The sequence below is a fragment of the Nonlabens sp. Ci31 genome (assembly GCF_012974865.1).
Taxonomy (GTDB): Bacteria; Bacteroidota; Bacteroidia; order Flavobacteriales; family Flavobacteriaceae; genus Nonlabens.
Map to the genome: position 1 here is coordinate 3,684,172 of NZ_CP043633.1, position 19,849 is coordinate 3,704,020.

Sequence of the window (19,849 nt, forward strand, 5' to 3'; positions counted from 1 at the left end):
CAACCAAATTATAGATTTTTAATATTACTAGTAAAACTTAAAGAATTAAAATGAGAAAAGAAGTAGGAGAAAAAGGTTGGAACGATTTAAAAACCAACGATAGCTGGGCGACCTTTAAGATTTTATCTGAATTTGTAATGGGATTTGAACGCATGAGCCGTATAGGTCCTTGTGTCTCTATATTTGGTAGTGCCCGATTAAAACCAGATAATGAATACTATCAACTCGCGACAGAAATAGCTGGAAAAATTGTAGAAAATGGTTACGGGGTGATTACCGGCGGCGGCCCTGGAATTATGGAAGCAGGTAATAAAGGAGCGCACCTTGCTGGAGGAACTTCTGTAGGATTAAATATTGCATTGCCATTTGAGCAACATGACAACCCGTATATCGACAGCGATAAAAGTCTTGATTTTGACTACTTTTTTGCTCGTAAAGTAATGTTTGTCAAGTATTCTCAGGGATTTGTAGTCATGCCAGGCGGATTTGGAACACTGGACGAGTTGTTTGAAGCGATCACTCTTATTCAAACTAATAAAATAGCTAAATTCCCTATCATTCTTGTAGGTACCGAATTCTGGAGCGGTTTATTGGAGTGGATAAAAGGAACACTAGACAAGAAATTCTTTACCGTTTCTCCAAATGATATTGATCTTTTACATGTTGTAGACACCAGCGATGAAGCTGTAGCTATTATTAATGAATTTTATGAAAAGTATAGTTTGAGTCCTAATTTTTAGAAAAATTAAAATATAAAGCTGCATTTTGTGTTATCTATAAATACCATGCTTTAATATTTCTACAAACCGTAAAATGGAGTTTTTTTAACTGCTAATTATTCCCTAATCCAGCAAAAGCAAATCTTATATAAATGATTAAAAAGCTCGCGCTCTTATTGCTTTTGTTTTCCAGTTTCCTGCACGCGCAGCACAAAACACAAATTATCGCTCATTTAGACAGCGATAAGGATGTACTTACCATAAATCAAAAACTAGAGATCTATAACAATAGTGATGTCACCTGGGATCATATCATGCTGCTGGATTGGGCAAATGCCTTTTCTTCTAATCAGACGCCACTAGCCACCAGATTTGCAGAAGATTTTAAGAATAGATTTCAGTTTGCCATTGATGAAGATCGAGGCAGTACTACCTTTACTGCAACTGATAGTCTTACTAATGATTACCGACTGGAACGATTAAAAGGACATCAGGATATCATCAAACTTTATTTTAAAAAGCCGTTACCTGCTGGAGCGACTCGTGAGGTGGAAATCAACTACGCAGTTAAAATTCCCGAAGACGACTTTACCGGTTATGGTAAAAGCTCCAATGGAGAGTATTCTTTAAAATATTGGTATTTACATCCTGCACCTTTTATAGAGGGTAAATGGGATTATTATTCACACAAGGATCTGGACGATTTTTATGGCGCTCCTATGGATTTCTCCGTCTCTCTTCATTTACCAGTGACCCATCGCGCCATAAGCAGCTTGACAACCGGATTAGAAACAAAACAAACCCAGCGCAACAGCTATTTATTTACAGGAGAACAACTGGATGCTGCTGTATTACACCTAGTGCGCAACACCGATGCTTTTAAAACTTATAGCGTTCCTGGAATTAATGTTATTACCGATATAGAAGACTTGGATGTACCACTAGAAATGAAAGTCATTTTTAACGATAGAATTGCTAGCTTTTTACAAAGTAGATTAGGGAGTTTTCCTGAAAAAGATCTCTTCGTCTCCGACCGGTACTACCGTGAAAATCCAGTTTATGGATTGAGCTCTTTGCCTAGTTTTATAAATCCGTTCCCGGCTGGTTTTACTTATGAGATAAAGATGTTAAAGACCTTATCTCGTAAATGGGTGGAAAGAGGTATTCACGTAAATCCTAGAGAAGAAGCCTGGGTAAAACAATCTATCATGATTTATTTAATGATGGAATACCAGCAGTTGTATTATCCTGACCTAAAAATAGGCGGCAAACTCAGTGACGTATGGGGAATAAGAGGCTTTAATGTCGCCCAACTTAAGTTTAACGAAAGCTATCCTTTATTATATTTAAACAGCGCTAGACTTAATCTCGATGAAGCCATTAACACCCCTGCAGATCAACTTGTTAAGTACAATCAGCAATTAGGAATGCCTTTTAAGGCTGCTATAGGACTCCGCTTTTTAAACGATTACTTAGGAGATGACAGTCTGGAAAAATCGATTAGGGCCTTTTATTTAGAAAACCAACAAGGACGTACGAAGGCTTCTGTTTTCAGACATATACTGGATAAAAATGCGTCTAAAAATACCGACTGGTTTTTTGATGACTATATCACCACTCATAAAAGGCTGGATTGGAAAATCAATCAAGTTAAAAAGACAGCCGATTCCGTATTCTTTAGAATAAAAAACAAATCCCAACTCCAGATTCCAGTACCCGTCTATTTACTGGATAAAGATAGTATTATTACTAAGAAATGGATTGAAGGAGTCAAGGAAGATAGTTTGATTTCGCTTCCGCGAAAGCGTGCTAATAGGATAGCCATCAACTATGAACAACTAATTGCAGAATTTAATCCTCGTGATAATTATAAAACATTAAAAGGTTTTCCTTCTTTAAACAGACCTTTAGAATTTAGGTTGTTCAAGGATGTGGAAGACCCAGAGCGATCACAAGTATTTTTAATGCCTGACGTAGAGTTTAATATTTATGACGGACTTACGCTGGGAACTCGTTTTTACAATGGTAATTTACTCCCTAAACCTGCACGCTACAGTATCAAACCTGGTTATGGAACTAATTCTAATAGACTGGTTGGCTCTATAAGTTTTGGGTATGCCCATCCCGTACAGAACCGTGACGAACGTTTATACGAAGTGAAGTACGGAGTAAGTGCCAACACATTTTCCTATGCTGACGACTTATTGTACCGACGTGCAAGTGGCTGGCTACAATTTAACTACAGGCCAAAAGACTTGCGCAAAAATAAAAGACAAAGTCTTAGCTTTAGAAATATATATGTAGATCGCGACCGTGATCCATTAAACTCTGTAAATGAACCCGACTATAATGTCTTTTCTATAAATTATTCACAATCTGATGATAATCTCAAACGCGTTTTTAATTACCATATAGGTACTGAAGTATCAAGTAACTTTACTAAAGCCACCTATAGATTGCGATGGCGCAAATTATTTAAAGATAACAGACAGTTAGATTTCAGAGTTTTTGGTGGTGCATTTCTAACGAACAATTCTCAGGCGAGTGGCAACTTTTTTTCCTTTGCATTGGATCGTCCAACAGATTATTTATTTGATTATAATTATTATGGTAGATCAGAAGACAGCGGTCTTTTTTCACAACAGCTAGTCGTTGCCGAAGGAGGTTTTAAATCCCAACTAGAGCCTGCTTTTGCAAATGAATGGATAACCACTGCAAACGCTTCATACAGTATATGGAATTATATTCATGCTTATGGAGATATAGGTTTTGTAAAAAACAAAGGTCGCGATGCAAAATTTGTTTATGATTCTGGTATAAGATTGAACTTTTTACAGGATTATTTTGAACTTTATTTCCCCATATACAGCAATAATGGATGGGAAATAGCACAAGATAATTACGATGAAAAAATACGTTTTATTGTCACTTTGGATATCAACACTTTTGTAAAACTTTTTACCAGGCGTTGGTACTAGCTTTGCCTTTGTAATTCGCAGGTTAAAAACGTACCTTTGCTATAATGGAAAAAGTAATGCAAAACTCAGTAAAAGAATCGCAACAACTAGCTAAAGAAGACTTCAAAGAAGAACTTATTAAGGATTACAAAATTGCTGTTACCAGTAGAGAATGCAGTCTGTTAGGGCGTCGTGAAGTTCTTACCGGTAAAGCAAAGTTCGGAATTTTCGGAGACGGAAAAGAGCTGCCGCAATTAGCTTGGGCAAGATCCTTTGAAAATGGGGATTTTAGAAGTGGTTATTATCGCGATCAGACATTTATGATGGCCATAGGAGAACTTACTATACAACAGTTTTTTGCAGGACTCTACGGTAATACCGACATTAATGAGGAGCCTATGAGTGCTGGACGTCAGATGGGAGGCCATTTTTCTACACACAGCTTAAATGAAGATGGAACCTGGAAAAGACTGATAGATCAGAAGAACTCCAGTGCAGACATCTCTCCTACCGCTGGACAAATGCCTAGATTATTAGGTCTTGCACAAGCATCTAAAGTATACCGACACAACAACCTTATTGCAGAAGATAACGGTTTCTCTAACAAAGGAAATGAAGTTGCTTGGGGAACTATAGGTAATGCCAGTACAAGTGAAGGTCATTTCTGGGAAACTTTTAATGCTGCGGGTGTACTTCAAGTACCTATGGTCATTAGTGTTTGGGATGATGATTACGGTATTTCTGTCCACGCCAAACACCAGACCACTAAAGAAAGCATCAGTAAAATTCAAGCTGGTTTTCAAAGAGATGAAGAACACGATGGTTATGAAATCATTGTGGTTAAAGGTTGGGACTATGTTGCCCTCGTTGAGGCTTATGAAAAAGCCAGTAAAATTGCTAGAGAAGAGCACGTACCTGTTTTAATTCACGTAGAAGAACTTACACAACCACAAGGTCACAGTACTAGTGGTTCTCATGAACGATATAAAGATGAAGACCGCCTAAATTGGGAACGTCAATATGACTGTAATGTTCAATTTAGAAAATGGTTACTCGACAAGGATTTTGCTACAGAAGAAGAGCTTTCTGAAATAGAAAAAGTCATAAAAAAAGAAGTAAGAGAAGGAAAAAAGGCCGCATGGAATGCCTACCTAAACCCTATTCTTAAAGAGCGCAATGAAGCTATTGAACTCATTAATGCCGTAGCAGCAGTTTCAGAAAATGCTGTTTTTATAAAACCACTTTCCTCAAAATTGGAGAAAGAAAATGAGCTGTACCGCAAAGATATTTTAGAGGCTGTGAGAAAAACTTTAAGGTTTACTCTTAAAGAAAACCACGCTTCTATTACGGCACTGCATACATGGTTGACCAAAAACAAGACAAAAAACCAACAAATATTCAGTAGCTTTTTATTTAGCGAGTCTAAAAGCGCCGCTATAAATATAGCTGCCGTTGCCCCTATTTATAACGACACTAGTGAAGAAGTAGATGCGCGAGTTATTATGCGCGATAACTTTGATGCTTTATTTGACGCACATCCAGAAATCATGGTATTTGGTGAAGATGCCGGGAAAATAGGCGATGTCAACCAAGGTCTTGAAGGCATGCAAGACAAGTATGGTGAGCTACGAGTTTCTGACACAGGAATTAGAGAAGCTACTATATTAGGTCAAGGAATAGGTCTTGCCATGAGAGGCTTACGTCCTATTGCCGAGATTCAATACCTGGACTATTTACTTTATTGCTTGCAATTAATGAGTGATGATCTGGCTACTCTACAGTATCGAAGTGCAGGAAAACAAAAAGCTCCTGTGATTATTAGAACAAGAGGTCACAGACTGGAAGGAATATGGCATAGCGGCTCACAAATGGGCGGAATTATTAATCTTGTAAGAGGTATACACGTGCTGGTACCTAGAAATATGACACAAGCAGCAGGATTTTACAACACGCTTATGGCAAGCGATGAGCCGGCGCTGATTGTAGAATGTTTAAACGGTTATAGACTTAAAGAAAAACTGCCGGCAAATCTTGGCAAATTTAGAACTGCACTAGGAAAAGTAGAAACCTTAAGGGAAGGAACCGACATAACACTGGTTTCTTATGGCTCTACCCTAAGACTTGTGGATCAAGCGGCTACTGAATTAGAACGAGCTGGAATAAGCGTAGAGATTATTGATGTTCAATCGCTTTTACCTTTTGATTTAGATCACGAAATACTAGAAAGTGTTAAAAAAACCAATAGATTGCTTGTCATAGACGAGGATGTACCTGGAGGAGCAAGTGCTTATATTTTACATAAAACTGTAGACACGCAACATGCATGGCCGCATCTGGATAGCAAACCACAGTGTCTTACGGCACAACCTCACAGACCTGCATATGGTAGTGATGGCGATTACTTTTCTAAGCCTAGTGCAGATGATATTTTTGATAAGGTGTATGAAATAATGCATGAAGTAAATCCTTCTAAATTCCCGAAGCACAGATAGGAATATGAGTAAAGATGACAAGCATATTTCCAGTAAATGGAGGCGTAAAATTCATGAAGTCATTTATGAAGCAGACACCTCTGCTGGTAAGCTCTTTGATATTGTTCTCTTAGTAATCATCATCATCAGCCTGGTATTAGTGATGGTGGAAAGCGTACCGAATTTAGGAGCAAAATATGCGGAGGAATTTATCCTTGCAGAGTGGATCATTACCATCTTCTTTACCATAGAGTACGCCCTCAGAATCATATCTATTAATAAACCGGCTAAATACATTTTCAGTTTTTTCGGTATTATCGACTTATTATCTACCATACCGCTGTATCTCACATTTTTCTTTGGCGGTCTGAATGCCTTGCTAGCTGTGAGGTCTTTAAGATTACTTAGAATTTTCAGAATTTTGAAGATCACACGTTATATAGGTGAGGCAGACAAACTGACTAAAGCTATTAAATCCAGCGGCCCTAAAATTGCTGTTTTCTTATTTGCCGTATTGGTCGTTTCCATCATCATGGGAACAGTGATGTATCTCGTAGAAGGTCCAGAAAGTGGTTTTGTTAGTATCCCAGCATCTATTTACTGGTGTATTGTGACACTGACCACAGTAGGTTTTGGAGATATTGCACCAGTAACACCATTCGGACAGTTTCTAGCTACTATAATCATGATCATGGGTTATGGAATCATAGCCGTTCCAACAGGAATCGTTAGTGCTGAGTACTCTCAGGGTAAGAAAAAAGAAGACACTCCTCCAGAAGCTACTAATTACCATCATGTCAATACACAAACGTGTCAAAATTGTCATTCCGCAAAACATCAAGACGGTTCTCACTTTTGCCATAACTGTGGAAATCCCTTAGATGACTAAGAAAACTCTTTTATGTATTGTTGGCCCTACTGGTATAGGAAAGACAGCTTTGAGTATCGCTTTCGCGAAAGCTTATAACACTTCCATTATCTCGTCAGATTCCAGACAGTTTTATAAAGAAATGACTATTGGGACAGCTGTTCCAGAAAAAGAAGAGCTGGAGGCGGCACCACATTATTTTATTCAAGATAGAAGCATTCACGAAGACTATTCGGTAGGGGATTTTGAGCGAGATGTAATGAAAAAATTACCAGATCTTTTTAAAGAGAATGATCTTGTTGTCATGGTAGGAGGTAGTGCGCTATATGAAAAAGCAGTGACTCATGGCCTTGATGCGCTTCCAGACGTACCGCTTGAAATTCAAGAAGAATTGAAGGAAAAGTTAGAAATTAAAGGTGTTTTTTGGCTGCAAGAAGAATTGAAAAAAAACGATCCAGAATATTTTGAAACGGTAGACATTCACAATACACATAGACTGCTTAGAGCGATAGGTATCTTTCGCGCAAGCGGTAAAAAGATGAGTGAATTAAGAACAGGAAAAGCCCAAGAAAGAAACTTTAATATCCTTAAAATAGGCCTAGAAGCTGATCGTGAAGATCTTTATGACCGCATCAACCATCGTGTAGATGTCATGTTGGAAAGAGGTCTTGAAAAAGAAGCCCAAGAACTCAAAGACCACAAAGAGTTAAACGCATTACAGACCGTAGGCTATAAGGAATTCTTTGAATATTTTGCAGGAACATGCGATTTTACAGAAGCTGTAAGACTTATAAAACGCAATACCCGTCGATTTGCAAAACGACAGCTTACTTGGTACCGCAAAGACGAGAGCGTTACTTGGTATCACTACAAAACTCGCCATACAGAGATAGTAGAGCGAGTGAGTGAACAACTTATGGATGTACGATAGCTATTTAATAATCTACTTGATCCTTAACTAACAGACGGAATCCTTCTCCGTGAATGTTAACGATTTCTACATTATCATCTTCTTTAAGATATTTACGCAACTTTGCAATATAAACATCCATTGATCTTGAAGTGAAATAATTATCATCTCTCCATATTTTTGTAAGTGCTAATTCACGAGGCATTAAATCGTTAAGGTGTAAGGCTAGTAAACGCAGTAATTCATTTTCTTTAGGGGAAAGTTTAATAGGTGATTTATCACCTACAGAAAGAAATCTAAGCTTAGAGTTGAGGTGAAAGTTTCCTATCTGGAATTCAAATTCCTTAGAATCAGCAATGCTGTCTTGACCTTTACGTTGCATGATCGCTCTGATCTTCATAAGAAGAACCTCACTATCAAATGGTTTATTTAGGTAATCATCTGCACCTACTTTATAACCTCTTAATACATCTTCTTTCATCGCCTTAGCAGTTAAAAAAATAATTGGCACCTCTTCATTTTTTTCTCTGATCTCTTTTGCTAGAGTAAACCCATCCTTATAAGGCATCATGACATCTAGAATACAAAGATCATAATTATCCTTTTTGAATTTCTCAAAACCTTCCATACCGTTTTTTGCATGGGTGACATCAAAGTCATTCATTAAAAGATAGTCTTTCAATACTGTTCCGAAATTCGGGTCGTCCTCTACTAAGAGTATTTTTTTGTTTTCAGTTTCCATAAGTAATTAATTAATTTAAATTTATGTTATTATCGGCAGATGAATACTAAAGGTACTACCTTTTCCCTTGATACTATCTACGTGTATTTCACCGTGGCAATCGTCTAAAATTCTTTTTGCATAAGCCAGTCCTAATCCGTGACCTTTTACGTTGTGTATATCACCTGTATGCTCTCTAAAGAATTTTTGAAAGATCTTGCGTTGGGCTTGTTTGCTCATTCCTATTCCTTGGTCACGTACTTTGATCACCAGCTTTTCTTTTACATTTTCTGTAAATACATCAATTACAGGTGTGCCTTCTGTATATTTTATAGCATTCTCTAAAACATTTACTATAACATTAATCATATGGCTTTCATTTACGAGAACTTCTGTTCTCAGAGCTCCTAAATGAGTTTTAATTATACCACCTTTTTCTTCTAATATAAGCTGGATGTGAGAAATACTATCCTCAATAATTTCATCCATGTCCATGCGCTCTTTATCTATATTGAGATCGTCTCTCTCCAGCTTTGAAATTCTCAGTACGTTTTCTACTTGACTGTGCATGCGCTTATTTTCCTCTCTAATCATTCTCAGGTAATTAGAAACTTTATCTGGATCTGATGATATTTTAGGATGTTTTAAGGAGTCCAAGGCCAGATTTATAGTAGCAATAGGTGTTTTAAACTCATGAGTCATGTTATTGATAAAATCTGTCTTGATCTGAGAAATTTGACGTTGTTTAAAAATTTGCTTTATCGCGTTAGAATAAGCAACAACTATAACAGTGGTAAATATCAATGATAATAAAGCCATTCCAGCTACAGAAGATAGTATGTACTTCTTTCTATCGGGCATATTTAAATACAGTAGATAAGGCTCTGTCTCTAAATTGCTGTTTTTGTAAATAGGATACCCCCAAGTGGCTTCTGTTAAAAAGTCAAAATCATCAGACTGTACTCGTGTAGCAAACCCATCTTGATAAATCGCAAATTCAAAGTCTGCCTCTATTGGTCTATTATTTAATTCCTCCCGTATTATTTCTTGTAATTCAGACTTGGAAATACGTTGCGAGATGGGCAATAGACTGTTATAATTGCTTATAATTTCCCCATCTGACTTTCTGTTATATTTTTCTAAGTGTGACAGCTCTTGAAATGTCTTTTTCTTTCTTTTAGTGTTGACCTCAGCATCAAATACACTTTTTTTACTCAGTAACTTATTAAAGGTAATGCTATCTAGTTCAAGATCTAATAACTGAGGGTTTAGCTTGTAATTTTCATTAAGCAAACTATTGCTATAAGTAGAAGTCTCCTCTTGATTTTGATTGCGCCGTATAAGCATAAGCTCACTAATCGTTCTTTGATCTGGCTGTACACCTAAACTATCTCTTATTTGATCTAGAACGTTGTAGAATTTTTCTACCTCGCGGCTATCTAATTCTGTGGATACCGAAGCTAGTGTTTGCTTTACTGCAAATGAAAATTGATATTCCTTATCACTCACACTATTGATGATCCAGTAGATCTGAACCATTACAATTCCTGCAAGGGATAAACTCATTAATCCAATAAGAAAATATAAAACTCGTTTCTGCACAATACAAATTTAACATATAGAGAAAGTGTTAAAAACTCTTTAACCATATATTAACTTTGTGAAAATCCTAGAGGTAATTATTATTTTAACAAAACTTCATGAATACTCCGTACAGATGCCCTTAAAAGTTGAATATCTTCATTTACTATAACAAAATCTGACAATTCCAGTCGTTGCCCTTCAGACCATTGATGACGAAGTCTAGATACTACTTCTGCTCTACTCGCAGCGTCTCGATCCATTACTCTTCTAATTCTTTCTTCTTTACCAGCAGTTACTAAAACAACTTTATCACATAGTAGATGACTGTTACTTTCGAACAAGATAGCAGCCTCATAGATCATATAAGGGGATTTTTGTTTCTGAATCCATTCCCTAAAATAGACCCTAACCGCAGGATGCATAATTTGATTTAGTGATGTCAAAAGCGTTGTATCATTAAAGACCTTTGAAGCAATATATTTTTTATTAGGTACTACTAATCCTTTATCGTCTGGATTATAAGAATCTTTACCTAATAAATGTGTAACAGCTTCAATGACTTGTGGATCTGTAGCCAATAATTTTTTAGAAACATCATCTGCAATAAAAACAGGAATCCCTAAATTTTCAAATTCGTGGCCAACTGTTGATTTACCACTGCCTATTCCACCTGTCAAACCAACTATTTTCATTTATTTAATAGTTAAGACTTGTACTTGTTTAGGGTTGACGCGATAAGAAATAATTTTGTCATTTCTTATTTCTATCGCAGGTATCACCGCTATATTTAACTCCTCAATAAGGTCATAATTTATAGAGACACTAATATCTTGTGCTTTAATTTGATCAAAGTTAGAAACAGCCGTAGAATAAACAATTTGCACATTATCAGGTATAAGCTTTACTTGCTGACCTGTAGGTGCATTTAAAAGTCTTACAGGGATATTTATTTTACCTTCTGTCATTTGGGTGGCCTCTACATGTAGAGTGAGCATTTGAGGCTCAAAATTCAACTCTGGATCAATTTTCTTTAAATCAATTTCTAGTGTCGTTAAGGTATCTTTAATGGTCAGTTTTGAATCTCTGGTGATAACGAGTTCATAAAGCGCATCTACCTTTACATCATTACCAGTAATGGTAACACTGTCTTTTTGAAAATAGGGCTTTTTAACAGCAAGATAATTTAAGGTGTAATCTAGATCTATTTTATTTACAACAGGCACCTTCTTTGATTTGAATCTCTTAAACTGGATAGGAATATCAAGATTATCTGCACTTAAGATTTCATAAGAAAGTGTGTTAGATCTTTTGATCTTTTTGATGCTTCTTGTAGGATTAAAGAACAATGTATCGTTGCGTGAAAAGGTGTTTTCCTTAAAATCTAATTTCACCTGATGCCCAAATATTTTTTCCCAAATAAGGGTAAAACCGGTAGCGCTTATCTCCACTGGTGTATTTAGCTGCTTAGAACTGGAATCCAAAGTAAGACTATTAGGTACGTTTATAAAGCTGATATTAAAAATAACTTCTTCCTTATAAACATCTTTATATTTGGATATAAACCACAAGCTGGCTACCACCACCACTACAAGAAAGAAACCTATGATGCGTTTGTATTTCATTTATTTAAAAAATAATTTAGGAAATGCAGTTGTCTCTTCCTGTTTTAAGATTGTAATTTTTAACCAAGATTTTAAAAATCCTGTTCCATAAGCATAGAACTGAATTAGTGTTGCAAAAACAGAACTCAAGCCTATAGACACCCCATTTTTAATAGAGGAGTCAATAAACAAGATACTGAAATAAAACAGATATAAGCTCAAAAGCAACTGATTACCTAAAACAGATAAAATGACCGCTAGAAATAGAGAAACACAAAATAAGGAAGGGAACCAATAGGTGATACGCTTAGTACTGGGGTGCCATTTGTTAAGAATTACTCTTACTTTACCAAATTTATGCACCTGTTTATAAAATAACTTCCAAGATATGCGTCTTTCATGATATACATAAGCTTCCTTAATCAATACGGTATCAAATCCGCGTTGCCACAACCTGATCGTTAAGTCTGGATCTTCCCCTGGATGAATATTTCCAAAACCCATAGTTTCTTGAAAGGCCTTTTTACTCAGTCCCATATTAAAACTACGCGGCTGGAATTTACCTAATTTTTCGCTCCCACCTCTAATTCCTCCTGTGGTAAGAAAGGAAGTCATGGAATAGTTAATCGCCTTTTGAAGGCTACTAAAACTCTCATGAGCAGCATCTGGACCTCCGTAACAATCTACATAATTATTTAATAAGTAGGCATCTACCACCTTGAGGTAATGACTAGGTAGCACACAGTCGCTATCCAGTATAATAAAATAATCTCCAGTAGCCTTCTTCATACCAAAATTCCTAGAGTCTCCAGGGCCCGAATTTGGTTTGTAAAAATAGTTGATGGTTAAGCTTTCGCGAAAGCGAGAACATACCATTTCACTGCTCAATTCAGATCCATCCTCAATGATAACTACTTCAAAATCTCTTTCAAAGACTAATTGAGAAAGACTAATAAGTAATTTTTCTATCTCTTCAGGTCTGTTGAAAACCGGTATAATAAAGGAGTAATGGATTGCATTCACAGGTCAAAAATAGACAATAAAAAAGGCCATTCCGTAAAGAATGGCCTTTTTATCAATTAGAATTCTATTCTAGTTGCGTATCACCTTCACCACTCTGCTCTGTTCTCCTGAGGCAACCTCAATAAGATACATTCCAGATGGGAAAGTAGATAAGTCTATGCTAGAAGAAGTCGCATTAGGCTGAGCAACTAATAATTGCTGTCCTAATAGGTTTCTTACAATTATTCCGTCAATAACTTGCTGACCATTAAAGGTGATCAGGTTATCTGTAGGATTAGGATAATAGCTGAATTCAAAAGAATCAGCGTCATTTACCCCTACTGTGCCATCTACCGTAAAGTTATCTACGAAGAAGTCTACATCATTACCATCTGTTACGCTACCGTTAGTAGACCAGAAAGCAAATCTAACCACACCAGAATAGGCTCCTAATGGGAAGGTTTCAAGTTGACCAGCAGCTGGTAAGTTATCTGCAGCTTCATAGGTTTTAATGATATTCCAAGTAACTCCAGAATCTGTAGTAATCAAGAATTGAACTTGATCATCACTACCAAAGTTACCGGTAGTTGTAGCTGCAAAAGCTGTTAATGCAACATCAAATGTAGCACTTAACGCAGTAGCTGGATTGGTACCTAGATCAATTTCTGGAGAAACTAACCAGTCATTGTCCCCGCCACTATTCCAGATGTTCACACGAGCTGCCTGACCGAATACATTTGCTGTATCATTTCCAAAATCGTCAGCTTGCCAGTCACCGTTTAATCCGTTAGGACCAGTTGCAACATCTGTATTATCACCTTCCTCCCAACAAATTCCTGGAAAGGTAGCAAAATCATTACCTGGTGCGCCTGTAGTTGATCCATAAGGAGCTATAAAAGGAGCACATGGTGTAATAAATGTGAATGGACCAGCCCATGTAGATAAATCGCCACTACCACAGTCAGCTCTAACAAAGTAATCATAACTCGTTGAAGCTCCTAAACCGTTAGCCGTTACAGGGTTGGTAGCAGTCATATTTTCATAAACTGCACCAGCGGTTCCTTGAGCAGTACCATTAGGTTGTACCTCTACTTGCCATACTGTTGCAGAGCCATTTTCTGTCCAAGATAAATCTGCCGAGGAACCAGTAATTTGGGATGCTATTAACGCTGAAGGCGCAGTACATGTAGGTAGAGGCGCACAAGTAACGTTAGCTGACCATCCAGCTCTTTGTCCAGAGCCGTCTGAAGACCATACAAATGTTAAACATCCAGAAGCACTTGTACCAACTAATAGTTGTTGTGTTAAATCTCCTGTACCTGATCCATTATCCCAACACCATTCTGCACCACCACCTGGTGGGTTGATTGTAGGAAAAGAAGTATCGGGACCATCATAAATGGTAAGTCCATCCCAACAACCTGCAAAAGAATCTTCCATCTCATTAAAGGTGAAATCTACAGTAACTGTATCTCCTGGGTTATCTGGACATATGTTATAGGTGATATTTTCATTATTCTGATAGTCACTCGTAGCTCCTCCTGAATCTAAGAATAGATCTCCCGCACAGTAATCTGGGGTTGTACTAAAACTAAATGGACCTATCCACAAACTAGTTTCCGTCGCGCTACAAATGGATCTTACATAATAGTCGTAAGAAGTCGCAGACGACAGTCCTGTTATAGGATTCGTCGTATTATCCATTGTAGAGACAATACCATTAGCTCCCATTCCTTGGGTAAACCCAGCTACATCAATTTCATATTCCCAAGTAGCAGCAGACCCATTTTCTGTCCAATTAAGATCGGCAGAAGAACTAGATACACCTGTCACAGCAAGTTGGGAAGGATCAGGACAAAAATTACCACAAGCGGTAACTTCAATCAAATCTATAGACATATCTCCTTCAAAACCTGCAACAACATGACTGTTGGCAAATTCAAGATAAATCACCTGACCGTTGTAGGCAGTAAGATCAACACCGATAGGAGCCCAAGAGGCTACATCACTAGTTTGTAATTCCCCATTCCATGTAAATAGGTTGGTAAAAGGTCCTGTTGCAGCAGTTGATACTCCTACTTCTAAAGTACCCATATCTGCACCATAAGCATGCATATAAAAGCTTAACTCTGCTTCTCCAGTTCCTGTTGAAAGGTTAATCGCCGGAGAAATAGCAGACGCTCGTGTATTATTTGCGCCAGACGCTTCAAACTCCATATGATTAGTAGCATCAAAAGAGGCAAAAGGACCGGTATTGAAATTATTGGTATCACCTGCGGTAATATCCCAATCTCCACCGTTACCAGCGAAGGTAGTTCCCGTCCATCCAATAGCACCACTTTCGAAGCCTTCTGTAAATACAGTAGCTGATGAGCCTGTAGTACAAGTTACTCCTTGCGGCCCTGTTGGGAATGTCCTGATTAATAAAGGATTAGTAGAAGGACTGATATCCATAGGTGCACATACAGCAAATATTCTTATTTCATATTGTGTATTAGCAATAAGCATGTCCAGTAAGTAACTCGTATTAGAAGTTACACCTGTTAGTGTTCCTAATGAACCAGCTCCACCAGGAGTAAATCCAGGAGTTCCGTATTCAACGATCCATTCTGTTTCCGTTCCACCTACTGTCCATGATAACTCCACTGAACTATCTCCTAAATTTGCAGTAGTTACAGCACTAGGTTGTGGACAACTAGGTATTTCTTCATAATTAACATCATCTAAGTACATCGCATCAAAAGTTCCTGCAGGAACAAACCTGAAAGCAACCCATCCACCTGTAGTAGTCAAAGCAGAAAAATTAACTGTTTGTTCTGCATATTGATCGTCTGGCAAATCAGCATTTGTAAAAGTTTGAGCAACTGTAAATGTCGTTGCATCAGCAGGGTCTGTCATGGTTCCTACCTCAAGTCCACCTAAATCTCTATCGTAAGCAAAGAAACGCACTCGTTTAGTGGCATCTAGATCAGAGAATTCTGGTAAGATATAATACAACGCTGCAGTAGCTCCTGTGGAACCACTATACATATAAATATGCTGATTACCAGAGTTGGCAATTAAATCTTCTACTTCTACAAGTGGTGCAGTTCCTGAACCAGAACCAACCACGATTCGATTATCACAATTATTCAATCCGTCTATAGGATCTGCATCAAAATTAGTAAAATAAGCAGCTGTAGTAGCTAAACAACGTGTTCTAAAAGAAAACGGACCAATGTAAATACTTTCGTCACCGGGAGCACAAACGGCTCTTACCCAGTAATCATAAGCAGTATCATCTGTCAATCCTGTAGCTGTTGTTGTAGGGTTCGTCAATACATCAATAACAGTACCTACTTGTGCTCCTGTATTAGGAACAAAACCGGGTAAACCTACTTCAACATCCCATTCTGTTTCTGTTCCACCAGCAACCCAAGAAAGATCTGCAGTAGTTGATGTTACAGCATCTAAAGCTAACATATTTGGCGAATCACATGTAGGTGGTGGCGCGCAAGTAACACTAGCCGCCCATCCTGGTCTTTGTACTGAACTGTCTGATGAGAATACAAATGTCAAACAACCTGAAGTTGTAGTCCCTATTAAAAGTTCTTGTGTTAAATCTCCAGTACCTGAATTATTAGCAGGATCCCAGCACCATTCTGTACCACCGCCAGGGGTATTGATAGTAGGAAAAGTAGTGTCAGGACCATCATATATGGTAAGTCCATCAAAACAACCTGAAAAAGAATCTTCCATGTCATTGAATGTGAAATTTACAAAAACAACATCTCCAACATTATCTGGACATATGTTATAAGTAATGTTTTCTCCGTTTTGATAATCCCCTGCATCTCCTCCTGAATCTAAGAACAAGTCACCCGCACAATAATCTGGCGTAGTAGTAACCGTAGCACAAGACTGAGTAGAAACATCATTTGTTGTACTATCACATATAGCAGTAACACAAACTTCATATTCTGTGGCACTATTTAATCCAGAAATAGTAACGTTAGCAGTTGTAGGGTTAGGTGCAACCGTCGTAAAGGCGGCAGCTCCAGTTTCTCTATATTCTACTATGAATTCTGATGCTGAAGAGTTATTGACCCAAGAGAAATCAACAGAAGTTGCTGCTGGAGATCCAAAAGAAAACTGAGTTGGCTCCGGACATGATAGGGATACTTCATACGTAATATCATCAAGATACATCGCATCAAAAGTTCCTGCAGGATTAAATTTAAATGCTATAAATCCTCCAGTCGTAGTTAAGCTACTGAAGTAAACTATGTTTTCTTCATAGGTATCATCTGTAAGATCTGCATCAGCAAATGTTGCAATAGAATTAAATGTTGCTAAGTCTGCTGGATCAGTCATCGTACCTACTTCAAGACCTCCATTATCTCTATCATAAACATTGAATCTTACTCGTTTATCAGAGGAAAGATCAGAGAATTCTGGAAGCACGTAAATAATATCTGCTGCGCCATCACTACCGCTATACATATAGATATGCTGAGCACCAGATAGAGAAACTAAATCTTCTACTTCAACAAGTAAGTTGGTACTTCCTGAAACAATCAAAGAACTATCACAGTTATTCAATCCATCTAAAGGATCTGATTCATAATCTGTAGTATAAGGTGCCGTAAGAGGGGCACATCTTGTTCTAAATTGAAATGGGCCAACCCAGTTACTAGTTCCATCTACACCACAGTCAGACTGTACATAAAATTCATAAGCAGTATCTGCAGATAATCCAGTTGCATTAAAAGGATTAGTAGTTGCTGCAAAGGCAAACAACTCAGCACTGGAATCTACAACAAAACCTGGAGCTCCAACTTCAATATTCCAGTTGGTCGTACTTCCTAATTCACTCCAGCCTAAATTAGCTGAAGCACTCGTTACTGCTGAAACACTTAAAGCATATGGATCTACACATGCAGGTGATTCAGCTATTACCAAATTATCCACCGCTATATCAGATCCAAAACCATTACCTCTAGTCGCTTTAAAAACTACTTGTACCGATTGAGAGGCAAAAGCAGGTATAGGAACAATGATTGATTCATATGGTGTAGTGTCAGTAGTCTGTTGTTGACCCGTAATAGTAAACACCGTAGTATCTGTACCACCAGCTCTTATCACTAATTCAAGAGAACCCATATTTGCACCAAACATGTGATAGTCAAAACTCACTGCTGGAGTAGTTAATGGTGTCAGGTCAACGACAGGAGAAGAAAGCTCTGCTATATCGCCTGTAGCTCCTGAAGAACCTTCTGTAATGAAATAGTTACCTGTAGCAATAGTAGGACTTGGTCCAGTTCCCCCAGATCCAGCTAAACCAGCTCCAGCAGCAACCCAATTAAATTGGTTATCTGTTCCTGCCCAACAGTTTTCGCTAACAAAACCATCAGCAGCATTAGGAAAACCAGTAGCAACTACGGTAAATCCTGTATCAAAATTTTCAGTATAAGGAGTCGTGAATGGCAAACATAAGGTAGACACGGTTAGCTGAGTTACCGAGCTATAATCTGGCAATACTGGATCGCAGACAGCTCTTACAAAAACATCGTATACCGTGGCATCAGTTAAACCTGTTATAGGAATTGCTGGAGTTGTCATTATATTAGTAACAGTTCCTTGTGCTGGAGTAGAAAATGGAGTTGTTATAGTTCCTGCAACTGCATGTTCTACTTCCCACTCTGTCTCTGCTCCACCAGCAGTCCAAGAAATATCAAGAGAGGAATCTGTTACGATGTCTGCTTGAAGTCCAGATATTGCTGGACAAGAAATGGAGGTAGTTGCAGTATAAGGACCAGCCCATAGACTAAAGTCCCCCATACCACAATCAATTCTTACATAGAAATCATAAGTAGTATCTGACATTAATCCACCTACAATAGCAAAAGGAGCCGTAGCACCTGACGCAGTTAATTCACCAGGATCTCCTTGATTAAAAGGAGCTACACCGTAGGCAACTTCATAGTTGGCACTTGTATTTCCATTAGCATCCCAAATAAATTGCACCTCAAAAGCAGACTGAGTTACAGGTCCAAAGTTAGATGGTGATGGGCAAGATTCTGCCGTTGTAAAAGTTATAGGGCCTACAGAATTACTAATATCAGTTCCTGGAACACATACGGCTCTTATATAAACGTCATAAGTAGTGATGCTATTTAATCCAGGTAAGGTAAATGGATTTGTAGTAGCTGGGACAGTAACTCCACCAGAATTAACAGTATATGGACTAATGCCATATTCTATTTCCCATTCGGTTTCAGAACCTCCATTCGTCCAACCTAGAACCGCTTCATTTGCGGTAACGCTTGACGAAACAAAATTAGTGACTACTGGACAGGTAGGGCATGATGCCGCTCCTGTAAAAATATTCATCATGGAGGGCTGAGCAATAGGAGTTTCATAAACTAAAAGAGCTTCAGAATCGATAAATCGAAACTGACCGTCTCCAGGAAGACTGGTAGCGCGGTAGTCTATAGCTATGCTTGATCCGTTGTTGACCGTTATTGCATAAGTCTCTGTCACTGCCGTGTTAGCCGTTGAACTTGGGTTTACAATAACATAAGTTGTGGTGACACCATCAATTGTGACATCAACACCTGTGTTAGCGGTAGCATTTGCTCCACTATCCCAGTCATTACCGAAGAAATCTGTCAACTCTAATTGATAATCACACTGTGCTTGTGCATCAAAAGAAAGAGTTAAACAAATCAAGGCAACAAGAAAAACGTAAATTTGTTTCATAATAGTTGTTTAAAAAATTGTTTTAGAAGACCTTAAATTATGACTAATAAATCATATAAAAAAATTAAACTTAATTATTCGTTAACATGCGTAAAACTGCGTTAAAAAAGAATTGAATTTTATTTTTCATTCATAGAAAGAACATCGCTGATCCAACTTAATTGTTGAAAAATAATTGAACCTTTTTTAGCTTCACTCCTCAATTTTAATTAAATGATTCTTGAAAACAAGCAATTAATAGGACCCTAAGAATTTGAAAATAAGATACGTTTTAC

The 19,849-nt window shown here is 37.7% G+C and carries 11 protein-coding genes; 5 read left to right on the forward strand and 6 right to left on the reverse strand.

Annotated features, from left to right (window positions below):
- The first annotated feature begins 50 nt into the window (after positions 1 to 50).
- The 5 genes from F0365_RS16210 to miaA all read left to right on the forward strand — a co-directional run bounded on the left by F0365_RS16210 (position 51) and on the right by miaA (position 7,946).
- On the forward strand, positions 51 to 740 hold the full coding sequence (locus tag F0365_RS16210) for a TIGR00730 family Rossman fold protein (protein WP_169934660.1): 690 nt from the start codon (positions 51 to 53) through the stop codon (positions 738 to 740).
- A 131-nt stretch (positions 741 to 871) separates the two neighbouring features.
- Entirely contained in the window at positions 872 to 3,697 is a 2,826-nt protein-coding gene (locus F0365_RS16215) for an aminopeptidase (protein ID WP_169934661.1), read from the forward strand.
- A gap of 56 nt (positions 3,698 to 3,753) precedes the next feature.
- Positions 3,754 to 6,168: a thiamine pyrophosphate-dependent enzyme gene (locus F0365_RS16220; RefSeq protein WP_169934662.1), complete on the forward strand. Its 2,415-nt coding sequence runs from the start codon at positions 3,754 to 3,756 to the stop codon at positions 6,166 to 6,168.
- 4 nt (positions 6,169 to 6,172) lie between these two features.
- A complete protein-coding gene (locus F0365_RS16225; protein WP_169934663.1) occupies positions 6,173 to 7,036 on the forward strand; it encodes an ion transporter in 864 nt (287 codons plus the stop codon).
- Positions 7,029 to 7,946: a tRNA (adenosine(37)-N6)-dimethylallyltransferase MiaA gene (gene miaA, locus F0365_RS16230; RefSeq protein ID WP_169934664.1), complete on the forward strand. Its 918-nt coding sequence runs from the start codon at positions 7,029 to 7,031 to the stop codon at positions 7,944 to 7,946. Before F0365_RS16225 ends, miaA begins: the two co-directional genes overlap by 8 nt.
- A gap of 4 nt (positions 7,947 to 7,950) precedes the next feature.
- On the opposite strand, the gene F0365_RS16235 is transcribed toward miaA, so the two are convergent.
- The 6 genes from F0365_RS16235 to F0365_RS16260 form a co-directional block, all read right to left on the reverse strand.
- Positions 7,951 to 8,667: a response regulator transcription factor gene (locus F0365_RS16235; RefSeq protein ID WP_169934665.1), complete on the reverse strand. Its 717-nt coding sequence runs from the start codon at positions 8,665 to 8,667 to the stop codon at positions 7,951 to 7,953.
- A 21-nt stretch (positions 8,668 to 8,688) separates the two neighbouring features.
- Positions 8,689 to 10,212 (reverse strand): sensor histidine kinase, encoded by a 1,524-nt coding sequence (locus F0365_RS16240; RefSeq protein WP_169934666.1) that lies wholly within the window; start codon positions 10,210 to 10,212, stop codon positions 8,689 to 8,691.
- Between the two features lie 116 nt (positions 10,213 to 10,328).
- The gene (coaE, locus tag F0365_RS16245; protein ID WP_169934667.1) at positions 10,329 to 10,922 is read right to left on the reverse strand and encodes a dephospho-CoA kinase; all 594 of its coding nucleotides are present in this window, start codon (positions 10,920 to 10,922) and stop codon (positions 10,329 to 10,331) included.
- Positions 10,923 to 11,852, reverse strand: coding sequence for a hypothetical protein (locus F0365_RS16250; RefSeq protein ID WP_169934668.1), 930 nt, complete (start codon positions 11,850 to 11,852; stop codon positions 10,923 to 10,925).
- Complete coding sequence (locus F0365_RS16255) at positions 11,853 to 12,845, reverse strand: glycosyltransferase (protein WP_169934892.1); 993 nt, start codon at positions 12,843 to 12,845, stop codon at positions 11,853 to 11,855.
- 78 nt (positions 12,846 to 12,923) lie between these two features.
- Positions 12,924 to 19,574: a fibronectin type III domain-containing protein gene (locus F0365_RS16260; RefSeq protein WP_169934669.1), complete on the reverse strand. Its 6,651-nt coding sequence runs from the start codon at positions 19,572 to 19,574 to the stop codon at positions 12,924 to 12,926.
- Between the last annotated feature and the right edge of the window lie 275 nt (positions 19,575 to 19,849).